Annotated in this window: 21 protein-coding genes and 3 pseudogenes; 11 read left to right on the top strand and 13 right to left on the bottom strand. The window is 43.8% G+C overall.

Features of this window, described 5'->3' with window-relative positions; translation table 11 throughout:
- From ABYB02_RS04910 to ABYB02_RS04925, 4 genes and pseudogenes are all read left to right on the top strand, one after another.
- A pseudogene (locus ABYB02_RS04910) lies at positions 1–397 on the top strand (peptidase M36); the annotation flags it as partial.
- 414 nt (positions 398–811) lie between these two features.
- A complete protein-coding gene (locus tag ABYB02_RS04915) occupies positions 812–1,231 on the top strand; it encodes a DUF3429 domain-containing protein (RefSeq protein WP_372761343.1) in 420 nt (139 codons plus the stop codon).
- A gap of 28 nt (positions 1,232–1,259) precedes the next feature.
- Positions 1,260–1,646 (top strand): annotated as a pseudogene (locus ABYB02_RS04920) (hypothetical protein); the annotation flags it as partial.
- Between the two features lie 12 nt (positions 1,647–1,658).
- Positions 1,659–2,462: a class I SAM-dependent methyltransferase gene (locus tag ABYB02_RS04925; RefSeq protein WP_372761363.1), complete on the top strand. Its 804-nt coding sequence runs from the start codon at positions 1,659–1,661 to the stop codon at positions 2,460–2,462.
- 21 nt (positions 2,463–2,483) lie between these two features.
- Here ABYB02_RS04925 and ABYB02_RS04930 read toward each other — a convergent pair whose 3' ends face one another.
- Positions 2,484–4,085: a GMC family oxidoreductase gene (locus ABYB02_RS04930; protein WP_372761344.1), complete on the bottom strand. Its 1,602-nt coding sequence runs from the start codon at positions 4,083–4,085 to the stop codon at positions 2,484–2,486.
- A gap of 100 nt (positions 4,086–4,185) precedes the next feature.
- Here ABYB02_RS04930 and ABYB02_RS04935 point away from each other — a divergent pair, with 100 nt between their 5' ends.
- From ABYB02_RS04935 to ABYB02_RS04955, 5 genes are all read left to right on the top strand, one after another.
- Positions 4,186–5,187, top strand: coding sequence for an AraC family transcriptional regulator ligand-binding domain-containing protein (locus ABYB02_RS04935; protein WP_372761345.1), 1,002 nt, complete (start codon positions 4,186–4,188; stop codon positions 5,185–5,187).
- A 49-nt stretch (positions 5,188–5,236) separates the two neighbouring features.
- Entirely contained in the window at positions 5,237–6,232 is a 996-nt protein-coding gene (locus ABYB02_RS04940) for a Gfo/Idh/MocA family protein (RefSeq protein WP_372761346.1), read from the top strand.
- 173 nt (positions 6,233–6,405) lie between these two features.
- The gene (locus tag ABYB02_RS04945; RefSeq protein ID WP_372761347.1) at positions 6,406–7,266 is read left to right on the top strand and encodes an EamA family transporter; all 861 of its coding nucleotides are present in this window, start codon (positions 6,406–6,408) and stop codon (positions 7,264–7,266) included.
- Positions 7,267–7,633: 367 nt separating this feature from the next.
- Positions 7,634–10,051, top strand: coding sequence for a TonB-dependent receptor (locus ABYB02_RS04950; RefSeq protein WP_372761348.1), 2,418 nt, complete (start codon positions 7,634–7,636; stop codon positions 10,049–10,051).
- Positions 10,052–10,127: 76 nt separating this feature from the next.
- Positions 10,128–11,711, top strand: a complete 1,584-nt coding sequence (locus ABYB02_RS04955) for a sulfotransferase (RefSeq protein ID WP_372761349.1) — start codon at positions 10,128–10,130, stop codon at positions 11,709–11,711.
- Between the two features lie 250 nt (positions 11,712–11,961).
- Here ABYB02_RS04955 and ABYB02_RS04960 read toward each other — a convergent pair whose 3' ends face one another.
- Both ABYB02_RS04960 and ABYB02_RS04965 read right to left on the bottom strand, forming a co-directional pair.
- Positions 11,962–12,372, bottom strand: a complete 411-nt coding sequence (locus ABYB02_RS04960) for a GFA family protein (protein WP_372761350.1) — start codon at positions 12,370–12,372, stop codon at positions 11,962–11,964.
- A 250-nt stretch (positions 12,373–12,622) separates the two neighbouring features.
- Positions 12,623–13,477, bottom strand: a complete 855-nt coding sequence (locus ABYB02_RS04965; protein WP_372761351.1) for a PA4780 family RIO1-like protein kinase — start codon at positions 13,475–13,477, stop codon at positions 12,623–12,625.
- A gap of 620 nt (positions 13,478–14,097) precedes the next feature.
- On the opposite strand from ABYB02_RS04965, the gene ABYB02_RS04970 reads away from it, so the two are divergent.
- Together ABYB02_RS04970 and ABYB02_RS04975 are read left to right on the top strand one after the other, a co-directional pair.
- Positions 14,098–16,014 carry a TonB-dependent receptor plug domain-containing protein gene (locus ABYB02_RS04970; protein ID WP_372761352.1) on the top strand — a complete coding sequence of 639 codons (1,917 nt, stop codon included), beginning with the start codon at positions 14,098–14,100 and terminating at the stop codon, positions 16,012–16,014.
- Positions 16,014–17,510, top strand: a complete 1,497-nt coding sequence (locus ABYB02_RS04975) for an AbgT family transporter (RefSeq protein WP_372761353.1) — start codon at positions 16,014–16,016, stop codon at positions 17,508–17,510. Before ABYB02_RS04970 ends, ABYB02_RS04975 begins: the two co-directional genes overlap by 1 nt.
- A gap of 98 nt (positions 17,511–17,608) precedes the next feature.
- Here the strand turns inward: ABYB02_RS04975 and ABYB02_RS04980 are convergent, their stop codons facing one another.
- From ABYB02_RS04980 to ABYB02_RS05025, 10 genes and pseudogenes are all read right to left on the bottom strand, one after another.
- Positions 17,609–18,076, bottom strand: a complete 468-nt coding sequence (locus ABYB02_RS04980; protein ID WP_372761354.1) for a DUF4234 domain-containing protein — start codon at positions 18,074–18,076, stop codon at positions 17,609–17,611.
- Between the two features lie 116 nt (positions 18,077–18,192).
- Entirely contained in the window at positions 18,193–18,762 is a 570-nt protein-coding gene (locus ABYB02_RS04985; RefSeq protein ID WP_372761355.1) for a hypothetical protein, read from the bottom strand.
- A gap of 2 nt (positions 18,763–18,764) precedes the next feature.
- Positions 18,765–19,985: a murein transglycosylase domain-containing protein gene (locus ABYB02_RS04990; protein ID WP_372761356.1), complete on the bottom strand. Its 1,221-nt coding sequence runs from the start codon at positions 19,983–19,985 to the stop codon at positions 18,765–18,767.
- A gap of 19 nt (positions 19,986–20,004) precedes the next feature.
- Complete coding sequence (locus ABYB02_RS04995) at positions 20,005–20,718, bottom strand: hypothetical protein (protein ID WP_372761357.1); 714 nt, start codon at positions 20,716–20,718, stop codon at positions 20,005–20,007.
- Positions 20,718–22,010, bottom strand: coding sequence for a hypothetical protein (locus ABYB02_RS05000; protein WP_372761358.1), 1,293 nt, complete (start codon positions 22,008–22,010; stop codon positions 20,718–20,720). Before ABYB02_RS05000 ends, ABYB02_RS04995 begins: the two co-directional genes overlap by 1 nt.
- A gap of 9 nt (positions 22,011–22,019) precedes the next feature.
- Entirely contained in the window at positions 22,020–23,384 is a 1,365-nt protein-coding gene (locus ABYB02_RS05005) for a hypothetical protein (protein WP_372761359.1), read from the bottom strand.
- On the bottom strand, positions 23,381–24,505 hold the full coding sequence (locus tag ABYB02_RS05010; protein WP_372761360.1) for a hypothetical protein: 1,125 nt from the start codon (positions 24,503–24,505) through the stop codon (positions 23,381–23,383). Before ABYB02_RS05010 ends, ABYB02_RS05005 begins: the two co-directional genes overlap by 4 nt.
- An 8-nt stretch (positions 24,506–24,513) precedes the next feature.
- Positions 24,514–25,416, bottom strand: a complete 903-nt coding sequence (locus ABYB02_RS05015) for an LPP20 family lipoprotein (protein ID WP_372761361.1) — start codon at positions 25,414–25,416, stop codon at positions 24,514–24,516.
- Positions 25,416–26,120: a hypothetical protein gene (locus ABYB02_RS05020; RefSeq protein WP_372761362.1), complete on the bottom strand. Its 705-nt coding sequence runs from the start codon at positions 26,118–26,120 to the stop codon at positions 25,416–25,418. The genes ABYB02_RS05015 and ABYB02_RS05020 overlap by 1 nt, the downstream gene beginning before the upstream one ends.
- 272 nt (positions 26,121–26,392) lie before the next feature.
- Positions 26,393–26,594, bottom strand: a pseudogene (locus tag ABYB02_RS05025) (LysE family translocator); the annotation flags it as partial.

A 26,594-nucleotide genomic window follows, 5' to 3' on the forward strand; every position in this document is an offset into this window, starting at 1 on the left:
ACAAGAAGGCGTTGATTATGTTGACGTAAACTTTACTGCCTTAAGCAGTGCAAAAAGTATCGTTGCCACCTTAACAGCAGACACTGAAGTAGGCGGTGCTTACCCAGATCTTGATTTCTCAATGTTGGATAGTAGCGGTAAAGTGTTAGCTACGTCAGGCAATTTAGGTTCGTCTGAGCAGGTAGGTAGTACCGTAGTTGGCGAGCAAGACTATACCTTGCGCGTTAAAGGCTATGCCAATGTAGCCACGCAATTTACCATTGTACTTGACCAAATGGTCACTGATGCCGCGCAAGCAAGCACGCAAAGCGCAGAGCAAACATTACCTGAAGACAGTGAAATTGAAATTGTTGAATTTATGGTTAACCCCGTAAACGGCTCCATTATTAGCCTTTAATCAATAGATGCCACCTAAATAGCCCACTCATTATGTAGCTGGGCTATTTTTTTATTTTTAACACATAGACTTTAGGTTTCAGGTTTTAGGCTTTAGGTTCTAGGCTTTAGGTCCTATGCCCAACACCCGCTGCCCGTCGCCCGTCGCCCGCAGCCTCCCTTTTTCTTCTCTAAAGCGCAGCGCCTCTTATTCTCTTTGTGAATAATCTCATCTCTGGTTATGAATGCAAAAGCGTTGCTTCTTATATTATGAGTTTTAGCCTTTAGCTCGACGCTCTTAGCCCTCAGCCCGCTTCCCTTAGCTCGAAGCTCGCCGCCCAATTCCTTAATACCCATATTGTGCATACCACTGACAACAAAAATACTGTTACAATAGCTAGGTTTACTACCCACCATCAATGCAAGGCGTGCTGTAATGGAAAAATTTATCAACCACATACAACTTGGCTATTTAGGTTTGCTGCCCTTTTTAGGCTGTGTAGGTTGGCCGCTAATGTTTGGCAGTAACAGCGTAAACTTAGAGTTTTTTAGCTTTTATAGTATTGCCATTTTAGCCTTTATGGCGGGTAATTTATGGCGCGCCGGCGAGCAAAGCTATAGCAATGCAATTAAAGCGGTATTGCCGGTGATCCCGGTGCCATTTTTAGCCTTGTTACCCATAGAATGGGCACTGGCCTGGTTAGCGGCCAGTTTTTGGTTGGTGCTAATTTTTGAAAAAACCTCACCACAATGGCAAAGCTACCATAAAGACTATCAAAAAATGCGCTTTGTGCTGACCTCTGTGGTCTTTGTATGCCATATCCTCACTATTGGTATGAGTATTTACCCTAACTAATCTATACTACCGTGCTTTAAGGGCTCCCATGATTGACCAACTACGTCAACAGCTTGATACGCTGGGCGAAAACTACGTAGAAAAAAACGCTGTGTTTAAAATTAAAGTGATCCCGTTTTTTTGTGCCATTAGCATCAAAAAAGACCATAAAAGTGAAGGCCGCTTGAGTTTTTATTCAAACCAACTCATCGAAATTGCCATGGTGGTATTGCTGGTATTATTTGGTTTAGCTATTTACGATCCCGACGCGGGGTTTACCCATGGCCCTATTCATATTACCTTTGCTATTTTAGTTACCTTTAACTTAATTCTAAAGCAAGTGGCAATAGAAGGCTTAAAAACACGCTTAGCTATGCAGCGCTTACATGCAACGAATAAGCACATAACGGCTGACGACAAACCCACCGCTAACAGCGCGCAATACACGATGTATTTAAACCCTAAGTGGAAAATACTTACCGTTGGCGATGGCGATTTATCGTTTTCAAACGCGCTGTATAGCCATATAAAACCGGCGGGGTTAGTGGCCTCAACCTACGACGATGCCGCTACAATCGAAGAAAAATATCAAAGCAACGCCCTGCAGCAATTAACAAGTAATAATGTTGAGGTACTTAATAGCTTTGATGTCACTGAGCGCACATGTTGGCAACGCTTAGGGCAACATTTAGCTAGCTTTGATGTGGTTATTTTTCAGTTTCCGCTGATCCCCGCGTTTGTCGGCCGAGAAGCATTTGAGAGCAACACGCGGCAAACTAGTATGAATGTACTTAACCGTGCGTTGCTGCATCAGTTTATCAAGTATGCCACTGAATCCGCGCTCAACCCCGCGGGGCCCATGCTGTGTTATATCACCTCTAAAGATGTAAAACCGTATCGTGAGTGGAATATAGAAGGCAGTTTAAACAGCCAGTTAAGCGCCCAGTATCTAGGGCAAATGCCGTTTGATATTAGCCGCTTTGCCGGTTATAAAATTCGTAACGTTGACCGTGATAAACACGTAAAAGACACCAGTGGCATTACCTATGTTTTTAGTTCAAAACACAATAACGAATTAAGCGCGCACCTCACTCAGCCTAATTATTTAACCGCTAACTATTGTTCACTGTGCCGTGTTGGCCCATTTATAGCTGAGGAAGATAAAAATAAACACTTGGCGGCTAAAAAACACCAACAAATGCTGCGCTTAGAAAACCACTGGCAGCAATGGCTTAACGAGTTTTATGGTTAGTCATTTTTAACGATGCCCTTTTTAACTCTGCGCTTGTTTAATTAACTCGGCGGCTTTTTCGGCAATCGCTATCACCGGTGCATTGGTGTTACCGGTTACTATGCTGGGCATAATTGAGGCATCCACCACACGTAATCCCGCCACGCCATAAACCCGTAATTTAGGGTCGACCACCGCATGCGGATCGGTGCCCATTTTGCAGGTGCCTACTGGGTGGTACTCGGTATCGGCTGTTTGACGAATAAACGCGATCAGTTGCGCGTCGTTATTAACATCCAGCGGGTACAACATGTCACCACGAATAGCATCAAAGGCACGGCTTTGCATGATCTGCAGCGTTTTTTTCAGCCCTAATAACATCACCTGTAAATCATCTGGATGGCTTAAATAATTTGGGTCAATTAACGGTGCGCTGCGCGGGTTGTTATCGGCTAATCTCACACTGCCACGGCTTTTCGGACGCATAATACTGCTATGAATACTGTAACCGTGGCCCATGTGTAATTTACGGCTGTGATCGTCTACTAACCCTATTACAAATTCTAGTTGCACGTCGGGTGCGGGGGAGTCGTTAAATAACTTAATAAACGCATGCGATTCAGCAAAATTGCTAGTTAAACACCCTCGGCGCTGAGTAAACCAGTCAACACAACCTTTAAGCACTCGCCCTGCGCCTGGCACACTCAGGCCAAATGTGCCTTTACTGGTTTTTGCTTTATACAAAGGCACCACGGTTAAGTGATCGTGTAAGTTAGCTCCTACGCCCTCTAAGGGTACCGCCACTTTAATATTGTGCGCCTGTAAATGCGCGCTGGGGCCAACTCCTGACAGCATCAGCAATTGCGGTGAATTAATCGCGCCTGCGCATACAATAACTTCTTTATTGGCGTGTAAATTACTACGCTGCTTATCGCGCTCAATTTGTACACCTTGGGCTTTGTTTTCTATGATGTTTATTTTATTTACATGGCAATTAGTAAGCACGGTTAAATTAGCTCGATCTAAATGCGGCGTTAAGTAGGCTTTTGCCGCACTGCAGCGCTCCCCCTTATGCTGCGTTACTTGCGACAGCCTAGCGCCTTGTTGCTCAATACCATTAATATCGTTATTCAGCGTAATGCCTTGCTCAGCGCACGCCGTTAAAAAGTTCTGATTGACTGGACTTGGCTTCGTGAGCTCTTGCACATGTAACGGCCCCTGTGTGCCATGCAGCTCGCTATGAATAAATGCTTTGTTGTTTTCAGCTTTTATAAAATAAGGTAATAAACTGCCGTAATCCCATCCGGCATTACCCATTTCAGCCCAGTTGTCGTAATCGTACTTATTACCTCGAATGTACACCATGGCATTGATTGAGCTTGAGCCACCTAACACTTTGCCCCGTGGCATAAACCCGCAGCGGTTATTAAGCTGTTTTTGCGCCACCGTATTGTAATGCCAACTATTAATACCATAAGGCACACTGGCAGCAACACCTGCCGGCATTTGCACAAAGGCACTGCTATCGCTGCCACCCGCTTCAATTAAACACACGCTCACATTGGCATCTTCTGATAACCGCGAGGCAATAACACAGCCAGCGCTGCCGGCACCAATTACTATGTAGTCAAATGTGTTTTTCATTGCCAGCCTTTTATTAACCCGCGACTCAAAACATTAATATTGCATAGATAAAATCATTAAAACTTGATATTTTTAGACACCCGCAAGCTTAAGGCTAATTATGAGCAGCTTAATAAGAGCCACCTCTTTACAAGGTATTGATACGTTACTGTTAGCGTTTGATGCAGATGTAACAGCCACCATGCACGCGTGTAATATTAACATTGACTTTACTCAGCTAGAAAACCAGTATTTAAGCTATCGTAGCTATGCTGCATTACTAGAATACTGTGCTAAACAATTTAATTGCCCAAGCTTTGGCCTGCAACTGGCTAACCAGCAAAGCTTAGCTATTTTAGGTTATATTGCGATTGCCGCTAATGGTGGCAGCAATCTGGGTGATGCATTAGATTGGGTAGCTAAATACTTACATTTGCATAGCCCAGCACTTAGGCTCACGGCTCACTCACTGGAAGACGAGAACCATCTATTTTTATCGTTTGAAATCAAGCTAAAACCACTGCCTAACATTAACCAAGTAACTGAGCTAACTATTGCCTTAGCTATGGGTGCCATTAAAAAACTCAGTAATAACCAATGCAAACCTATCACGGTTTTTTTGCCTCAAAAACTCGCACCTAACAGGCATGCTTATAGCCGCTACTTTGACTGTGATGTGATTGAGCATCGCAACAGTGCAGGTATTGTTATCGCTAAAAAAGATTTATCTATCGCGCTTGAGCACAGCGAGTTAAGTAATGTAGAGGCAGCTCAACACTTTTTAACGAAACACAGCCAATACACCAGCTCACTGCCCGCCCAAGTAAGTGCATTAATTCGCCCTATGCTACCTATTTACCAGTGTTCTAATCGCACCATTGCGAGTGCACTCAATATGCACCCACGTACTTTACACCGTGAGTTAGCCAAGCATAATACTAGCTTTGTAAAACTCAAAGATGCCACACGGCGCGCACTTGCCAAGCATTATTTAATGCAAGGGCAGCTTAGTATATCCACTATCTCAGAATTATTAGGTTATCAAGAGCAAGCCACATTCACGGCCAGTGCCAAACGTTGGTTTGGTTGCTCGCCACGCGCTATGCGTAGTAAAAAATGCTAAGCTTTACTGCGTCTGTATTTTTCAATTTTATTATTTTTTAGGAACAGCCATGAATTTTGTCATTGTCGGTACCAATTTTATTAGTGATACTTTATTAAACGCAGCCAATACCTTAGCCGACTTTAATTTGTACGGTGTGTGTTCGCGCACCACAGCACGTGGCCATGCATTTTTAGCGAATCACCCAAGCAATAAAAACGCCAAAGTATTTACCTCTATCGAACAGGTTTGCCAAGACCATAACGTAGACGCGGTGTACATCGCCGCCCCCAATAGTTTGCATAAATCTTATGCGCTGCAATGCCTTGCAGCGGGTAAGCATGTATTAGGCGAAAAGCCAGCCGCCGCCAATAGCCGCGAACTACAGGCTATTATTACTGCGGCACAACAGCAACAATGCCTCTATATGGAAGCGATGATGACCACCCATTTACCTAACTTTGCGCTGCTGCAACGCGCTATGGCAAAAATAGGCACACCACGCAAATTTATTGGCCAATATAGCCAATATTCGTCGCGTTACGATAAATATAAAAATGGTGAGCGCCCTAATACCTTTTTACCTGAGTTTGCCAATGGGGCGTTGGTCGACTTAGGCGTGTACCCCCTGTATTTGCTCATTGCTTTATGGGGTGCGCCTAACAGTGTGCAAGCCAGCGGTATTTTGCTGGAAACCGGGGTTGATGGTGCCGGCGATGTATTACTTAATTATACCGATAAGCAAGCGGTGATCAGCTACTCTAAAATATCACAGGGCGATAATATTACCGAAATTCAGGGTGAGCTGGGGCGTATTCGTATCGAAGCCGTGTCGCAACTTAAAAAAGTGGAATTTATTGCCAACAGTGGAGAACGCGAAGTGCTTTCGCAACCTTTTGAGCAGCACTTTATGAAATATGAAGTTGCCCACTTTATGCAACTGGTGGCGCAAAACCGCCTGGAGTCAGATGTGAATAGCTATCAGCTTAGTGCCCGCGTTATGCAGGTGCTGGATAGCGCTCGAGCACAATTAGGCGTTGTTTACCCCGCTGACACACAGACTTAATATGGCCGAGTTAACATTTAAATGGGTTTACTTTTCAAGCACATTTAAACTAAATTAATTTCTCAATGGAAAAGTTATTCACGCGCTCAATTTAGTTTATCAAATAGACTTACTTATGCAGTAAAAAGTAGGTATTATGCGCGGCATTTAATATGCAATATACAAGGAAACACATGCAATCATCCACCAAAGAACTCATTCTAGCCGTTTTCTGTATATTGCTGGCTATGGTGACTATTCAATCGGGTGCGTCGCTGGCCAAACAACTGTTCCCTATTGTTGGCCCCGAAGGTACCACTGCACTGCGCTTGGGATTTTCGGCCACGATATTGTGTTTGATTTTTAAACCGTGGAAACACCTTCCCCCCGCAGGGCAACGCCTGCCTATTTTAATTTATGGTTTAAGCTTAGGCGGCATGAATATTTTGTTTTATTACGCCATTGAACGTATTCCGCTGGGTATTGGTGTAGCACTTGAATTTACCGGCCCCTTGGCGGTGGCGTTATTTTCTTCACGCCGTAAACGTGATTTATTTTGGGTGGCCTGTGCCATTGCCGGTATTTTATTACTGCTGCCCGATATGAAAGGTCAAGAAAGCCTCGACCCAGTTGGCGTCGCGCTGGCATTGGCTGCGGGGGCTTGTTGGGCAGGTTATATTTTATTTGGCAAAAAAACCGGAAATCAAGGCTCTGGCGGTGCAACCGTTGCGATGGGTATGACCATTTCGGCCATCGTGTTGGTGCCCTATGGTGGCTTTTTGCAAGCCGCTTCATTTAGTTGGGAAATTATTCCGTTAGGTATTGCCATTGCTGTGCTTTCAAGCGCTCTGCCTTATACACTAGAAATGATCACCCTACGCAATATGTCATCACAAGGCTTTAGCATTATGATGAGCCTAGAGCCTGCTATTGCTGCACTCGCTGGGTTAATTATATTAGGCGAGCTATTGTCTATTTGGCAGTGGTTAGCCATATTACTGGTAATCATTGCCTCGGTCGGCAGCGCAACCTCTAAACCACAAAGCGCTAGTTAATAAATTAGCCACAAGTCAGTTTTCATCACCATGGCTTGTGGCTTTCACATTGTACCCACCCGTTAGCGCATTAAAGTCATTCTCATCCACTTTCTGCTACGTACTATTACAGTAGCCACACCGCATTGCTAATGATAAATCTAGTCACTATTTAGCTTTTAACAATGAATAACCGCAGCTACACTGCCTACTTTTTAAGCAAACACCTGTAATTATTGAACATATATCAATCAAATTAAACCCACTCACAATATTTATTCGACATAAGTGAATTATAATTCATATTTTTATTCCCAGATGGTTTGCGCCCTGATACACTAAAATCCTTAACTATTTAAACTAACTTATTGCACTAGGATCACTTTTTATGTTTAAACCAAGCCTGTTAACCTTGGCTATTTCAAGCACACTGTCGAGTGTGGTTTTATTCTCAACTACCGCTGCTGCGCAAGAACAAGTGGTTAAAAAAAACAAATCACTTGAAGTTATTGAGGTTACAGCAACAAGGCGTAGCGGCTCTGTACAAGCCGCGCCATTAAACATTACCGCACTTGATGCCGACGTAATGAAAGATCAAAACATCAGCGAATTAGCCGATGTTGCGCGTTGGGTGCCGGGTTTAACAATTACTGATCAAGGCGGCCGCTCTGGATCGCCTATTATTGTGCGTGGCTTAAATACTAATTCATCGGGCCCTTCGTCAGACGGTGGCACAGTAGCGACCTACATTAACGAAATTCCGGTGTCGGTTGATATGCGCCTCGTTGATATTGAGCGCGTTGAAGTACTTATTGGGCCGCAAGGCACCTTATACGGCGCGGGTACGCTTGGTGGTGCAATTCGTTACATGCTAAAAGAGCCTGAGCTTGATTTTATATCGGGTGAAGTGTACGGCGACCTTTTTCAAACAAAAGAAAGTAACTCTGTAGGCGGTGAAGGCGGCTTTATTTTCAATTTACCACTCATTGAAGACCAATTAGCCGTGCGCGCTAGCCTAAACGTATACGAAGATCCAGGCTATATTGATTACAGCTATGTGCTACGTGAGCCAGGTGTGTCACTGCCCGATCCAGATTGGAGCGATAGCGCGGCCGTTAATAACAACCTGAAAAAAGTAAAAGATGCCAACGGCGAAACCACTACCACAGGTCGTGTTTCTGTACGTTGGAAGCCAAGCGAGTCATTTGAAGGCACGGTAAACTACTTTTACCAAAAGCAAGACAGCGAAGGTCGCTCTATTGTTCATAGTAACAGCCTAAATAAAAACAATGGGTTAAGTAATGTTATTGGCAAATACGAGTCGGCGTACCGTTTTGAAGAGCCACGCGTAAAAGAAGATCAACTACTTAGCTTAGAATTAAAAGCCGATTTAGGCTTTGCAGAGCTGGTATCGGCAACCGGTATTTCAAACTTTGAAGCCGACGGCCAACGCGATCAAACCGATTTACTTATTCGCCTTGATTACGGCTACGAAGAATTCCCAGCGTTTTCTACATTTACCCGTGAAATTGATGAAAAAGACACTTTCACCCAAGAAATCCGTTTAGTATCGCAAAACGACAGCGACTTTAACTGGATTGTGGGCGGCTTTTATAACAAAACAGAAACCGATGCCTCAAGCCGAGAGTTTACGCCAGGGTTTGATCAATTCGCCGTAGATAACTTTGGCGGTGCACAACTGCGCCCCGATTCACTTGAGTACTTAGAGCTAACCAGCAGTAAGGTCACCGAGTCGGCACTATTTGGTGAAGTAACTTATCAAGCCAGCGATAAACTTGAGATCACTTTAGGTGCGCGTTTTTACGAGTACGATGTAGAGTCGCAAGCAGCGTTTGATTTCCCTTTAGCTAATACCTTGTATGGCGATGCGGGCCCTAACGATATATCAGTTAGCTTTGAAGAAAACAAAGCAGGCGATAACGGTAACTTATTTAAGTTTAACGCTAAATACCAGTTTACTGATACGGTGATGGGTTATGTAACCGTAAGTGAAGGCTTTAGAATTGGTGGCTCAAATGGTTTAGCCGCATGTCCAGATCCACTTCCTGAAGATCAACAAACGGGCTGTGGTAAACCCGACGAAATGCTGTACGCTGCCGATACCACCACCAACTATGAATTAGGCTTTAAAAGCACGTGGTTTAGAAGCCAATTACACTTTAATGCCGCATTATTTAATGTAGATTGGGACAATGCACAAATTGCCGGTGCTACCGATGTAGGTCAACTACCGTATCTGTCAAACGCGGGCAGCGCTAACGCAAAAGGCATTGAGATTTCTAGCCGCGCCATTTTATCAGACTCATTCACGGCTTACGCTACTTACGCCTATACCAAAGCTGAGCTGACCTCGAATGCCCCTTTCTTGTTTAATCCAGAAGGGATAGACGGTGCACAAGATGGCGATCGGTTACCGGGCTCGCCAGAGCATCAATTTTCAATGGGTATTAACTATCAAACCGACGTGTTTAACGATAAAACCCTTGATATTAACTATGGTTTAACTGCACAAAGCGATGTAATTTCAAAAGTAGGGCTGCGTGATAATGGCGAAACACTGCCGGGTTACAGCTTAAGTAATATTTCAGCAAAATTAACCGCTGATGCGTGGTCTACTACCTTATATGTTGATAATATGTTTAACAAATATGCCGTTACCTCGGTGCGTCGCTCAGATGCTGATATTACATCTGCTAATGGCGCCGAAATACAACGTAATTACGGGCACTATATAAACCGCCCACTTACCGTTGGCATTAAATTTAACTATAAGTTTGAAATATAATTTAAACTGTTGTTAATTTATGTCATAAAGGCTCAAATTTATTTGAGCCTTTTTATTTATAAGAACCTAACTAACCATGCAAGCTAAGCTAAAACAGTTACACCAAAGTGCCATTCAACATTTAAACCAAGGTAATGTGCAACATGCGCATAAAGACTTAGTCGCGTTAGTGACTCAGCAGCCCGACTTTGCAGACGGTTACTTTTTATTGGCCATGGTTAATTTACAGGTTGGGCAAATTTTTAAAGCAGTCAAGCTGATTGAAAAAGCATTAACCCTTACGCAAGCTATTGAATATACCGCGCAACTTGCCAAGTGTTACGCCCTCACCGGTGACTTACAAAAAGCGAAACAGGCCGCGCTCAGCGTTAGGCTTAAGCAAATTACTAAAGCACTTGATGCCGACACGCTGGGCGTTGCACTTACTCAAGCGGGTTTACATGAAGATGCAATGAATTATTTTACATGTGCATTAAACCTCGCCAAGGCGAATAACACTCGCCAACCACAGTTTTATTATAACTGTGGTGTGTGCGCTAAATTTTTAGGTCAATTCGATAAAGCGCAGCACGCGTTTGAACAAGCCATCGCGCTCAATCCCTTGCATCATCAAAGCCACTTTGCCTTAGCCGATTTAACCAAAGTAACCGAGCAAAATAATCATATAGCGCAATTAAAACAGGTATTTACCCAGGTAAACCACCCCGATGCCAAGCTCCATATTGGCCATGCATTGGCAAAAGAGTATCAAGACCTTGGCGATTTTTCTGCAGCCTTTGAGGCGTTAACCCAAGGCAAAGCCGCAAAGCTTGCGCAAAGCCCGTTTAATAATCAAACATCAGCCGCGCTATTTGCGCATATTACACAGCTCAGTGTGGAATATAAAAACCAACAAACAACTGGCAACCCAAGCAGTGAGCCTATTTTTGTATTAGGTATGCCGCGCTCCGGCACCACGCTAGTAGAGCGTATATTATCAAGTCACAGCGAAGTGCAATCGGCAGGCGAGCTGCAAGACTTTGGTCTAAGCGTAAAAAAACTAAGCCAAACCCCCAGCCCCCATGTGCTCGACACCGGCACCTTAAGCCAAGCCTATCAGCTTGATTTTGCACAACTTGGTAGCACCTACCTTGAAGCCACACGGGTCATTACCGGCAGCCATAAACACTTTATTGATAAGCTACCGTTTAACTTTTTTTATATCGATTTAATCACTAAAGCCCTGCCCAACGCTAAAATTATTTGCCTACTGCGCGACCCCATGGACACCTGTATTGGTAACTATCGCCAGCTGTTTACTATTAATAACCCGTATTATGCTTACTCGCTCGACTTGCTCGACACGGCCAAATTTTACAGCCGTTTTTATCAGCTTATGCAGCACTTCAGCGCCCTACACAGCAATATTAAATTAGTAAAATACGAAGAGCTGGTAGCCGCACCAGAGCAACAAATAAAACAGTTAGTGAGTTATTGTGATTTAGAATGGCAACCACAGTGCCTTGATTTTCATTTAAATACCGCACCGGTATCAACAGCCAGTAAAATGCAAGTACGTCAGCCACTTAACAATAAAGCGATTGGCCGCTGGAAAAAGTTTAAGCCCCATACCGACGCAGCACAGGCGTACCTTGTAAAGCAAAATATACCAATTGAATAATAAGTTGCGTGCTGGCAACAGAGCCCTATTTCAGAGCGTCATGACGGGAAATAGTTAAACCTGAGGTTAATGTTTATTTTTTTCACCTAGGTTGGGTTGAGCAAAGCGAAACCCAACCACACAAAACAGCCTCAATTAACATTAGCGCTTTGCATTTTCGCTTGGCTGCACAGTGCTTCTTGCAGGAACTAAGAAGTGATAATATCTGAATCCCTTGGCTTCCCTTAGCTTGTTACGCACGTGCTTATTACTACCTAGTTCTACTTGGTTCGAAACTATCATACCTTGGCAATTTTGCATCCATATTTTCCCAGTTTGCTTTGGATGAAACAAAGTTGTGAGACATTGGCCTTTCTTTGATATCTGTGTCTAGAATACCAAGACGAATTCTAAGTTTTGTTGGATTATCTGAGTTAGAGCTAAAAATGGGAGAGGCACAAACCGAGCAGAAATGCCTTAACTTGCCCTGTTTGAATTCGAAATGGGTAAGCTTATTTTCTGGGTCTATGACGTAGAAGTCTTCTGCATTTACGAAACCATTTGTGGCGTAAGCAGTGCCACTATTTTTACGACATAGTGAACAGTGGCAATGAATAATGCTATCGATTGAACCAGTTAGTTTTACTTTGATTGCATTGCATAGGCAAGAACCGTGGTACATGAATTAATCCTTTTTTCTATTTCCAAACAGAAAAGTGTCTTAGCCTTACTAATCGGCGCATCAATGCTTGGCTAACAGTTAGTAGCGAAGGATAACCGTGCAACTGTTAGCAGTCCCGCTTAATTTGTATTGTTATATTCAAGTCGCTACCAAACCAAAAGGTTCAAATCTTGACTCCAGACACCGTAATTATTAACTGACTGCTTATAGCTCATACCTGCTTGCTAAGTTTTAATCTTATAATTAAAGGTTATTGCTCATCGGCTTCACGAATGCGTTCTTTACGCTCTTGCTCTTCATCAAAGGCGGCTTGAATTTCGTCAAGTACTGCATTCACGTCAGCGGCTGTGCCATCGTCTTCAAATTCGCCAGTGATAACGGAGTGCGGGGTTAAATTAGCATCTGAAAATAACGCCCACATTTCTTTGGCGTAATTAGTGTGTAATAACGCCGGCGCAAACTGGCCATAATAACGGCGCATATTATTCACATCGCGGGCAAACATCGCCTCAGCGCTATTATTTGCCGCAGCGTTTACGGCTTGCGGTAAATCAATAATAACGGGGCCGTTACTATCTACAAGTACATTAAATTCAGATAAATCACCGTGTATAATCCCGGCGCACAGCATCAGCTTTATGTAGTGCATCATTAATGCATGGTGCTCAATAGCTTGTTGCGCGGTTAAATCAACAGCGCCAAGCTGCGGGGCAACATCGCCTTCGTCATCACACACCAATTCCATTAACAACACGCCGTCAATGCAGCCGTAAGTTTGCGGTACGCGAACACCCGCAGCCGATAAACGTGACAGCGCGTCAACCTCGGCATTTTGCCAAATTTCTTCTTCTAATTGGCGGCCATAGCTTGAACGTTTACCCATAGCACGGGCTTGTCGTCCGCCACGCACTTTTCGCCCTTCTTGATATTGCGCGGCTTTTTTAAAGCTGCGTTTACTGGCCTCTTTGTAAACCTTAGCGCAACGAATGTCATCGCCGCAGGCAACCACAAATACATCGGCCTCTTTACCGCTCATTAAGCGACTGATCACTTCATCTATAAAACCATCATCAACTAATGGCTGTAAGCGTTTAGGTATTTTCACAGCAGGGCTACTAATTTAAAGTGGCAAGCCGTACTAACGTTCAGCGGTAATTTTGCTGTATGTGTATTTATGTGGTTCAAACGAGGTGTTACCTTTGCGGATTGATTGCGGTGATTAAGCAGTAGTGCATTAATAATGAAATTTAACTGTCATTTTAACCCACTACCTATATGCCGCTAGAATAAGCGACTCACGGATAAAAGCCAACCGCATTTTCTATTTTTTAACCAATTAGTAGCTAAAGCTTTGCACTGTTGCCATTGACACGCTGGCTAATGCTAATCTAAGTGAGTTACCACAATCAATAAACCTGTTCACTTTGCTATGTTATCAGTTTTAATAGTAAAGAAGCTTTATCTGTGAAGCCTAAACAGCCTTAATTACAGTGCAGCAGCTTAGCAATTAGCTACCGTATAAATAAACGCTTAACTTACCTACTAACTTATTGTAATAGCTAACTAAGTACGCTCAACCTAAGTGTTAAACTCGCTCTCCACCTAAGCGTATTGCTGGCATCTAGATAACTTTAGAAGGTAATTCAAATGCGAATCACTTGTAATTAGAATTAGTTTCTTTATAATTTCGGCCCTCTGAATACCTACTACAACCTGGGCGTTGGAATGAAATTAACGACTCTATTAAGCATTACCCCTTATTTTGTGGTTTTAACAGCACAGCCTGTGCTCGCAACGACTAATAATGAAGACCCCCTAACCGAAACGATAGTCATCACTGCAACGGCTGGTCGAGGAACCACCACGCTTGAAGCCCCCGCTACGCTGACTGTGATTGAAGGCTACGAGCAAAACAAATATCAAATGACGGGCGACATAGGTGACTTACTGATTGATGTACCCGGTGTTAATGTATCTGCGCAGTCTAATGGCTCACGCGGTGTGCGTATCCGTGGTTTGAGTAACGATTACACCCAAGTATTATTAAATGGCCAGCGCTCTTACACTAAAGAAGCATTATGGCGTGGCAGTGACAATGCATTAAGCCAAACTCCAAGCGTTGCTGTTGATCGTATCGAAGTTATTCGCGGCCCCATGTCGACCCTGTACGGAGCAGATACCATTGGCGGTGTCGTAAACGTGATCAGCCGTAAACACAATGGCAGTGCTGAGGCCGCAGTGAGCGTAGAAAGCCAATACAACCAAGGTGATGAAAGCGGCAATGGGCAAATTTATGGCCTGTACTTCTCAACCCCGATTTCCGACGCTATTAGCTATACCGTCTATGGTAACTATTTAGATATTCAAGAGTCTTTTTATGATGCTCACCCCGACTCAACTAAACGCCGCTCGCAACAAAACTACAACCTTGTAAACACGGTTGATTTTCAACTCAACGAGCAACATGCACTCGACCTTGAACTTCAACTGTCAAATGAGCAGCAACTCGGTACATCAATGTTCAGAGGCCGTGCGTATCAACAAGATCGTACCCTGCAACGCTATACACTCGGCTATGGTTACCAGTCATCGGCGGTCAATGTAAAGTCACATGTCTATTACAGTGACTTTGACGTGGCATACAACATTGCTACTTCTGACATTGTGGAACAAAATTATGGCGCTGATATTCAAGCTGCTTTTTTTGTAGATCAGCATACCATTACTGTGGGCGCAGAAACCCATGACGCCCAAATTGAAAACACCCACATTGCAGGTGGTTCAACCGATAGAAATAGCGCTGCAGCATTTATAGAAGCAAGCCTCGCCGTAGGCAATGCTACAAATTTAACATTAGGCGGGCGTGTAGACCGCGACTCGTTATTTGATAGCGAATTCACTTACCGTGGTTATATTACCCACACGCTTAACGATAATTGGCACATAAAAACGGGCGTTAGTAGCGCATTTAAAGCCCCTACAATGGCACAAATATCGCCTTCTTATTCTGCCCCTGCCAGTGGCCCAGCCTGCCCAGGCAGACCGGCGCGCTGCAGTGTTTATGGCAACCCTGAGTTATCAGCTGAAACGGGTACATTCACAGAATTTGGCGTGTATTATGCTAATGATACCCGCTCAGTTAACGCCACCTTATTCAACAACCAAGTTGATGACATCATAAAAATGGTGACGCAACCTAATGGTCGCGATGGCTATTATTCGTTTGTAAATGTAGATAAAGCTAAACTCAAAGGGCTAGAGCTTGCAGCCAAACAGCAGTTTTCACTATTCGACATAGACCTTGCATACACTTACCTTGATGCCAAAGACGATATGGGTGAAGAGTTACTTGGCACTTCTAAGCACGAAGCCACATTAAAAGCCAATTGGTTCGCCAGTGCTAACATGGATGTATTTGCCCGTATGCATTACCGCAGTAAAGTGATAGGTGAGCTTGGCAGACACGATGTTGCCGACGCCTACACCACAGTCGATTTAGGCATACGTTACAATTTACTGGCAGAGTTAAACCTTAAACTGGGCGTGAATAATGTAGCGAACAAAGATATTTCAAGCCCTGACACCTACACCGAGGTGCTGCAAGGACGCACTTATTATGCTGGCTTGAGCTACGAATTCTAGTGGCCAGCATTAACGCTTTTGATCGTCTCGAACGGTGGGGAAACCGACTTCCTCACCCTATTTTTTTATTTCTGTGGCTGTCGTTGGCGGTCATGGTGGTGTCTTTTGTTGCCGCTCAAGCGCAGGTTTCTTTCACCCTCCCTGGGGGTGACAGCCAGCATGTTAAAAACCTGCTGTCACTTGAGGGGATCAGAACCTGGCTGGGTGGCAGCGTAAAGTCTTTTGTTAGTTTCCCGCCATTAGGTATTGTTATTATTGCCTCGTTGGGCATCGGACTGGCCGACGCCTCAGGGCTGATCGGCTATTCTGTACAGCGCTTAGTGAGTAAAACCGGTAAATGGCAGCTAACGCTCAGCATTATGCTGGTGGGTATTTTAGCCAACGTATTTGGTCCGGTTGGCTACATTGTACTTATTCCCTTGGCGTGTCGCGCTTACCAAGCTGCAGGTCGCCCTCCTTTAGTGGGACTAGCCACCGCCTTTGCCGGTGTTGCCGGGGGCACCCATGCTTCAGTATTTTTAACCACTTACGATATTGTTATTGCAGGCATTACCACATCGGCGGCACAACTCATCGACCCCGATTATGTCGTGAGCCCTTTGGCTAATTACTTTTTTATGAGTGCCAGCGCCGTGTTATTAGTGCTGGTGGGGACGTTTGTTTCAATTAATGTGGTTGAAAAACGTTATACAAAATTACAACAGCCCACAGTGAACAGTCATATTGTTTTTGCGCAATACGGCACTCAAAGTAGTAAAAACGACAAAGCCATGTATGCTGCTGGCGGCGTATTTCTATTGTTGATCGTATTTGTATTGGCATCCACTATGCTGCCCAATGGCTGGCTTGCACCGTATGAAGGGCAGTCGCTTAACCGCAGTGAGGTTATTCAAGGTTTACCCGTTATTATCGCACTGGCATTTGGTTTGAGTGGCTTAACATACGGCTACCTATCAGGAAGCTTTAACAGCGAACGTGATTTAGTTAATGCCTGTCAAAAAAGTTTGAGCCAATTAGGCTTGTTTTTAGCCATTATTTTTGCCGCTTCCCAATTAATTTACTTGTTTAAAATTAGTCAATTATCGGGCGTATTAGCCATGTCGATGAGCAATATGGTCATAGCCGCTCAGTTGCACCCAGCGTTAATATTGGTACTGGTGGTTATTTTATGTGCGTTTTTAAACATATTTATGGGCTCCCCCGTTGTGCAATGGAGCGTGATGGCCCCGGTTATTATACCGTCACTGTTTTATGTGGGGATCCCGCTTGAAGTAACCCAAGCCGCGTTTCGCATTGGCGATTCAGTCACTAATATAATTAGCCCCCTGTTCGGTTACTTAGGGTTAATTTTAGCCGCAGCGCAAGAGTACGATGAAGACGCCAAGCTAGGTACGTTGATGTCATTAATGCTGCCGTTTAGTATGGCGTTTTTGCTTGTCTGGACAACTCTTTTACTCGTGTGGGTCTATGTGCTGCAGTGGCCGATGGGACTGTAACCAAAACACCAAGCTAAAAATCAGCGGCGCTACACATTTAAGTTATTTGTCGATGTAAAGCAGTGAGCACACGTTAAGTACTCACTGCTGTTATGTTATTAGCTTTCTGCTACGGAGGCTTGTCCGGTTAATATTTGTTGCTTTCTTTGTGCTTCAGGTAAATCATTAATGCAGTAGTTGATGTAGTACACTGTCAAAATGAAGGTATAAAAGCCATTCATTCTTAAATCAATTTTATGCTCAGTTAAGGCATATTCTTGCAGCGCCGCTTTAGCCCTAAATGCCCAAATAATATATAACACCCATGACGCAATTGTGAGTATGCCAGCTATAATGTCTATCGCTTCTTCACCTGTACTTGCTAATGCGCCACCAAGCCCTACGCATACCGCAAGCCAAACCAAAAAGGTATGATCCGCAACTTTTTTTGTGGTGATTTTTTCTAACTTAGGAGTGTTAATAAACATCCATATAATGGGATAAATCCCAGCGGTAGCAATGGTTAACAGTACTAAGTTTAACGTTTTAGTGTTAATAATATCTTTCAGTTCCGTGATTGTTGACATAATATCTCCGTATTACATTATTGTTGATGTACCTAGCTTAAACGCTAAATTTCGTGACTCATTTTTGCAAAAAATGTGCCTTAAAAACACTGACTAGTTGGCGCTGTTTTTTACAATTAGTGGCTCAAATTTTCTAGTTCTTTTTCTAAATCTTTCATTGCTTTTTGCGCTTTAAACTCTTCGTACAACGCTTCGCGAGAGCTTGGATCAAGGCGTTTTCCCGATTTAGCCACTAAGTTATTAAAGGTATCTTGGGTATTGCTCATTACCACTAAGGTACATAATTGCTTTACACCGTCTAATTTTGCAAAGGCGACTTCTTGCGGAATAGCGCCAACCAAACTTTGCTCTGCAACTTGTTTGCTGACTTGTTCAAACGTACCGCCTACGTTTAGCTCATCATTACTGTGTGCTTTACGTTGGTATAAACGATCTAATACGCTGGCTTTAACCTGTATTTGCTGCGATAAGTCAGCACGTGCGGCAGTAATAGCCTGTGCTCTGTCGGTAGACAGACTGCCCGACCACGCAACACATGACGAAGAAGCTAAACCTTTATCCGACACCGGAAACAACACCCAGTTAGGCACTGAATCGTTTTTAGCAAGCGGCTCTGATTGTGTGTTTTCGGTGCTTGAACACGCAGCAAGTGCTAACGCGGCGATTACTGGTAATACCTTTTTCATAGTTAAATTCCCTTCAATTGTGCTTGATAATAAGTGGTGCGTTTAACCACCTTTTGTAAATAGTTTCGAGTTTCTTGTGCCGGTAAATTATTAACCATATGCTGAAAAATTTTATCCGCCGACATGCTATTGGCGGCAATACTGGCTTGATTAAGTGAATTTGAACCACTAAGAGTTTTAGCCACGTTACCTGGCCCAGTGTTGTATGCCGCAATACTCATATACAGCCGCGATTGTGCATTACGCACATTTTTAAAGTAGCGATTTGTTAGCAAGTGCATATAGGTGCTGCCCGCTTCTACGTTATTGTCGGGTTGAAACAAATATTCTGGGCTTAACAGCATGGGTTTACCTTGCAAAAACTGACTCACATCTTTGCCAGCTGACGTGGGCACGATTTGCATTAAACCAAATGCTGGAATAGGTGAGCGCGCTAGCGGGTTAAAACTCGACTCAGTATGAATGATGGCTAATAACAGCGCCGGCTCTAGGTCGTAGCGTGCCGCCTGTTGTCGTACTTCAGGTAAATAACGCTTTGCTTGGCTCGATAACGTATTCGCCGGCAGTGTATAGCTTATGGTTACTCTATCTTGCTGCTTTATTACTGTTGGTGGCTGTGCAGCAAGCGTTTGTTCAACCACTTCTGTTGCTAATACATTTTGTTGTGCTAGTTGATTTGTAACTGGCGATGCTTTTTTGCTAGGTTGCACTGTAGTCGCCTGTGGCTGCCCACTTGTGTGCGCTGTCAGCTGCTTTTTGTTCAGGGCATAATTGGCGGCAATATAAACTGGGTCTTTTGCTAATGTTTCACCCACACTTACTTGCGACAGCTCTTTGAGTTGCTGCTGCGCATAGGCAATGGCTTGAGTGTCATCTGTACTATTAAGTAACTCTACCGTTACTTCACCACGCTCAAAGTTAACACTGGTGCGGTTATTTAAATCATCGCTGTATTGCACCCATACTTTTGCACTAGGTAAGTTCGGATCTTGCCATTTTTCGGTCACTTGCTTTAAATAGGCACTGTGTGCATCGCGCCACGCACTCACAAACGCAGCAAACTGTTGCTGTTGTTGTTGCTCATACTGGCTAAACTCGCTTTGCCGCTGCTTTACAAACGCGGCAAACTCTGCCTCCTCGTTGTTTTTAGCTTGGCTTGTTAAACTTAATGTAAAACATGCCAGTGCCGTTAGCCTTAGTAAGCATTTACTTGTTACCCACACAGTTTATATCCCTATAAAATTAAAAATAACTGCTCAAATCATCGGCAGTTTGCTGCTCGTATTGTGCAACAGCCGCTAAGCTTAACCGCTTACAATCTATGCTTTCGCACCGCTGCGTTAGCGCGATCACCTGTTTATAGCGTTTATTAGCCAACCATGTTTGTGCAACCGCAGCTTTAGCCGCATCGAGCTTGAGCTCATCAACGACTAAATGCTTATCAAGGTACGCGAGACGCTGTGCTTCAGGCGATTGATCGGCAACAAGTGCCACGGCATCTGATATCGTCGACGGGTGTGCCAGCGCTATTGTTAATAATGCTCTTAGGTTGCTTTTATCTTGCTGGCTGCCCAGATACCATGCAGCTCTAATGGCTAACCCTGCCTCATTTATATCAGCAGCTGCCGGTGTAACAACACCACTGCACACCAGCCAGTCTTGTTGTTTTTGCTGCTTAAACTCACTAATATTTGCATCAATAAAGCTCACCGATTCGGGTAACGTAATATTAAGCTTATTAGCTAAAGCGTTTTTTATATTATGGCGTTCGGGTAAGGTCAATGCATTGCGACACGCGTGTTCAAGTGCATTGTTAGCACTTGATTTTAGTGCTTTTACGCGAGCGTATTGACCATTAACCTGGCTTTTAAAAAAGGCCGTTTGCTGTTCAATAGTGTGCGCAGAGTCGAAGGTGGCTGCAGCCACCAACGAAAGTGCCAAAGTAGCTGCTAGCATTAAAGCTCCTCTTCGCTCACTACTTTACCAGAGGCACCCTGTGGATTAGCCGCTTTTTCATTTAAACCACCTACGGCTTTTATTTTGTGGCCTGAGCGGCTCATGCCATTCACTGTATTGCCATTATTACCCGCCATTTCTTTCGCCGCTTGTCGCGCCGTCGCTTCTAAGCTTGGCGCATAAACTGCCACGCTGTACTGCCATAAACCATCATCACTGGCAAAGCTCTTAACACTCACGCCTGGCGGTAATTTACCTTTAGCAATTGTGGCGTATTCATCAGAGGTTTTTAACTGGTTTAAAAATAAGTTACGATCTTCTTCAAGCACTTGCACTTGTTGTGGATCGTTTAGGTTAGGATCGTCGTACTCAAACTGTTGAGTGCCTTCCATTTGTTGTTCGTCAAAGCTACCTTGCCAATACACTTTTTCACCTTGCATAGTGGCAAGCAAAGCTGAACGGGCGCGAGTTTGCGATTGCGATTTAGCCACGCCTTTTAATTTACGCGCTATTTTATTGTTTTTATTGCCACGAATAATCGCCGAGCCATACCCCAATACAATCACTTCGCCGCTATCGGCATGGGTTAATACTTTCGCGCCAACCGGTGGTAACACACCTGATTTAACATCACTAATTACTTGCTGAAAAATAGCATTAGGCTCGCTAGTAACTGCCACAGCACCACGGTTGCCTTTAATTTGCGAGCGTGTTTTAGGGGTAGAAATTAAGCTTACGCGTACTGCTTTTTCATCATTATTATCGTACACATCATAGGTTACAAAGCCGGCTAAAGAGCCCGATACCGACTCTTTACACGCTTCCATCATATCGGTTTGTTCGTTAACAGTACTCTCAACGCCGGTGTCTATTGAATCCATAGTCGCTGTTACTACGTTGCCACATTGATGCTCAACCCCTTTCATATTTTCTATTAATTGTTTTTTAGCAATTAAATACGCTTGGTTGTAGGCACCACGCTTTGAAAGCAAGGTCGCATTCATGTTGTCATAGGTGTTATAGCTGGCACTACCAATAGATAAAATACCGGTGCCGCTGCCTACTTGAATCATTTTAATGCCGTCTTCGTCATCATCAATTAATGCTTGGTGAGCAACAGCCACCGCAACATTAGTATCTTTTGCTACTACAACATCACCCGCTACAGTGGCTTGATCAGCACCTGCAACGTGTGCACCCGGACGCGCTGGGATCATGTCTGTTAAGCTAAATTCTTCAGCGGCTACAGGCATAGCTAATACCGTTGCTAATGTTAATATTTTTAATTTCATCATACTTCCTTATTGGTACCTGAGGGTAAAATCATCTTCTACGGTGATTTTTGATAGGGTGTTGGCGGTAATGGCTGCCAATACTTGTTCTACTGCATGGGCGAGCTCACCGGTATCGCCTTTATAGCGAAGGCTGGCAACGGTATAGTCACTGCGTTTATGAATCGATACATCGCTCACCCCGCCAAGGGTGCTTAATACTGCGTGAAGCTTTTCTGGCTGCATGAGTTTTTTGCTCGGTAATAATACTTCTCTCACTAAACCGCCTCTTGCAACGACTTTTGTAAACGCCCCAGTTAATGCCTGATGCAATGCTGCCGATTGTGACTCACTGGCTAAATGCACGGCCATTAAGTCGGTTTTAACATTTTCGTCGTTTGGCAACGCCATTAATGACGGGTCGTTTTGCCACTTTCCATAAATATTGCCGGCTAAATCACGCACATCAACGCTTAAGCGAAGCTGTCGGTTGTTATTACGCTTAACCAGATCAGACTTGGCATACAGCACTAAACTGGCCGCAGCGCCCACCTCTATACCTTGCTCATTTAGCCATGTTTTAAGTTCTGTTTTTAATGGCTCAGGGGCAACCACATGCACTCTAGGCGAGCCTATCATGCTAAGTAATTGCGAAGCTTGCTGAATTAACGGTGCTTTTTCGACCACCGCCATAATGGTGATTTCCACGCCACCGTTTTCTAACGGCTTGCTTTGTAGCGTTTGCCATTCTTTAACCAACCCTTCACTATGGCTCGATAACTGCTGGCCAATGAGCTCTTGCATAGTAGTTGATTCAATACCATCGCTAATACTCAAACTGGTACTTGATGACTGGGTATGCTGCTGTGTAAGCCACACGCCGACCACCTGCGACACCGCACGCTGCAATGCATCTTGCTCGGCATTGCTAAGCGCAGTTTTACCTTGTTTTTGCCAGCCTTGCCCTATTACCGTGACGCTAATATTTTGCGTTGCTTGCTGCCAATTTTGCTTTGCCGGCTCACCTAGGTTTGATGGGTTTAGGCTGACCGTCATGCAGGTATCGTTGCCAGTGAGTCTTGGCGCGCTATAATTTAACGGTACCGCCCCCGCATTTAAGCCCTCTAGCATCACACTACGCTGCTGCTCATAAAGGTTTGTCGCGTCATCGGTTAAATCTGTGGTTAACTGCTGCGCCCTTTGCATTGTGAGGCTTTTATTACCTTGTAAAAAGCGTATCAGCTCTGCACTGGCTTGTGCTTTAGCACCCGTAATAGCCGAACTACCGCGCCCATAAGCACACGCCTGGGTTTGTAATGTACCATCCGCTAAAACATCGACTTGCGCATGTGCACTCAATGAACAAAATGCTAATAGGCTAAGCTTTTTGATCATGTACGGCTCTCCAAAAAGTTAGCCGGTGTGCCTACCGATACAGCAAAAATTTTGGCGCCATTGGCGGGGCGATAAATGCCATTTTCAGCTTTATCTTTAACGCTATCGGCCATGTTTGAATCTTTCCAGTGGATAATTTCGCCATTTGCACTGTTACGTGACGGGTTAACATGTGCCACCCCTAATGGTTCAACAAAACCTGCTTCGTAGCTAAATATAATCATGGTTTCATTGGGCAATACGCCGGCATTTTGGCCACGGTCAAGGCTAATTTTATTGCCTTTAATACCTAACACTTGCGCTGTGGCAGGCATTTCACTAAGCATGCGGGTCAATAAAATATCAATACCCCGCGAACCCATATCATTAAATACCGCGTTTACATGCGCGCTATCATCATAGCGAAATCCCGTAAGATAACGACCACTTACTCTGGTAAATTTAAGTTCTGAGCGTTCACGCACATCCTCTGACTTAATCCGTATTTTGCCCAAATTGGGGTGCGATAATTTTTCACGGGTTTGTGGGTTAATCACCCCTGTAGTCAGCTCTAAGGTGTAATCGGCCCAGTCGGTATAAGCCCCTTCTGTTTTGATGGTTCTCAGTGAGTCTATTTTTACAATAAAATCCGGCTTTAACGCTTTTACTGCGGCGCGTTTAGCGGCCGCTTTAACACCTTGTTGCTGTAAAAATATTTGCTGCTCTTTTGAAATGGTATCGTCATCACGGGTAATAATTCTAAAGCGGTTAATGCCAGCAAATTGGTTTTCAACCATCAATAATAAGTTATTATTATCAAACTCTCGCATGGCATCTACGCCAATGCCATTACCGGTTACTTGAGCTAGGTCAAAATACATACGTACGATAGGCTTTTTCAACGGGCAACTATCGGCTTCGTTATTAACATCAAACGTACAGCGCTCTAACCCTTGAGTATCAAAATACGCAGGAATAGTAATATCGTGGTCTTTAAAGTCGTAGGCACTTTTAGCGACTTGCGCATTTGAGGCGCGATTACTTACTTTGGCCACTTGCGTGCTACTGCCCGGCTTTGTTTGACAACCCGCTAATAAAGCGACAGTGATTGCTGAAAGGGTTAATTTTTTTATGAGTTTCATTATTATTCCTAAATATCGAACAGCCATGTACTAGGTGGCGCTTTAAGTTGTTGAACTAAATTTTGAATCACTTTTTGTTTCGCCGCATTCGCTGTTGCCGCCGTTTCTTGGGCATGTAAGTCATGTTGTAATAACACCTTGAATGGGCTGCTACTGCGGGTAAGTGCTAAAGATAAAATCGCTTTTGCACTGTGGTTATTTTTACTGTTAGCATAGTGCCAACGTAACTGCGGACGCATCCACAATTGGGTACTACCACTGTGGGGTAAGGCATCGTTTAAAGCCGATTTAATTTCATGGGCGCTCAGTGCACCAATCACATCGCATGCAACGCCATTTAGCGCGCTTGATTGCTCTGTTAGTAAAGTATTTAAACGAGTTCTAATTAAAGGTTGGGCCCCTGACAAGTACTCTAGTACCGCGAGCTTTTTTGTTGCATCACTGAGTAAACCACTATGCTGCAATGCCCAAATAAAGCGTTGTTCACTATTTTTATCGCTCGGTGACACGCGGGATAACACTGACAAATCAGCTTTTACCGTGTTAACAATGACTGATTTTTTCACACCGAGTTGTAAGGCAAATAAATTCGCCTGCTCAGTGCTATTAAGTTCCTCTATGCCCGTAAGGGTAAACGGTAAGCTACTAACGGACGTAGTTTGCTGAAAATAAGCTGTTGACTGAGTATTTTGCTTGCTTAATAGCTGTAATTGCTCGGTACTCACATCAACACTCAGTTGTGTTACTATGTCGGCTAAAGCCGCTTGCTTTGCAGCTAAGCGACTTTCACCAATACCTACAGCTGTAATATATTCATCACTTTGTTGTGATTGAACTACCCACGTAGGCCAACTTTGTGCTGAGCTAATACAAGCAAATGCCAGTAACAAGGCAAATAGGCTTGCTTTCATTAACCTTTCGCTTCTAGCTCAAGCTGCTGCTCGTTAATTGATGCTATGGTTGCTTGTTCAAGCTCAATAATTTCATTGGCTTCTAGTGCTAACGCAAGTTGATCTTTTGCTTTTACCAGTGCTACACCAATGTCTTTGGGATTCTCAGCTTTATTTTCTTCACTACCAAACATACTGATCACACTGCTGGTTGCACTCAGTGTTAAAGCCGCAGCAACTTCGTTTCGATACTCTGTTAGTAACAGTGCAGATTTTGCAACTTCAATAGTTAGTTGTGTGGCAAGCTCAACGTTTTGCTGATAAATCGCTTCATTGGCTAGGTTGTAAGCGGCAAGTTTATGGCCTATTTTTTCATCTTCATTTTTAGCGCCAGCGTCAAACTTTACAATGGCAGCCTCTAGCTCTTCAGGTGAAGCGTCTTTATTGGCGTATAAAAATGCTTGTGCATCTTTATTATTTTCAGCCGATATGAGGTATTGCCCCATTACTTTATATTGGCGCTCTAGCACCATAGCCGATGCATTTAAAAACTCATTAATACCAGGCACAATATCTACTGGATATTGGTAGCCTAGGGTATCCATGCGGGTAGTTAATTCAGCAACAACTGCGTTGCGGTCTAAATCAGCAGAAGTATCAGCGGTAGATACACAACCGGCAAAAAGCGGGGCAAAAATAAGTGCAGATAGAATAGTTCTTTTCATGTGGTAATTCCCTATACGTAAAATAAAGACAAGAAAGCACAAAGCTAAGCTATTGACTTAATTCATTCTTCCTTGAATATATTTATAGAGTTACTGAATTTACCCTGAATTGCAACACGTAATTTTAAAATTAACTGAAGATTTTTTTTGCAAAATAGTAACAAATGTAACCACAGTAAGGCGTTCAGCTGTGGTTAATACTAAAAAATAATTTTATTGCTGACGAAATTTTTAGCACTCGTTGCTAAAGTCAGTTTTAGCTTATGAAATCATTAGCCTAGTGCTAGCCATATCCCTCCCGCAATCATTAAGCTGCCGGCAATGCGGTTCATCCATTGGATGTTATTGCCTTTTGTTAAAAATAACCGCAGGCTTTTCCCCCCGGTGGCGTAAATTGTCATACACACAAATTCAGAGAGCAAAATAATCGCCACCAGCATCGCTAGCTGCGGCGCCACACTGTATTGCACGTTA

Origin of the sequence: Pseudoalteromonas sp. (assembly GCF_041613455.1) — a bacterium.
Taxonomy (GTDB): domain Bacteria; phylum Pseudomonadota; class Gammaproteobacteria; order Enterobacterales; family Alteromonadaceae; genus Pseudoalteromonas.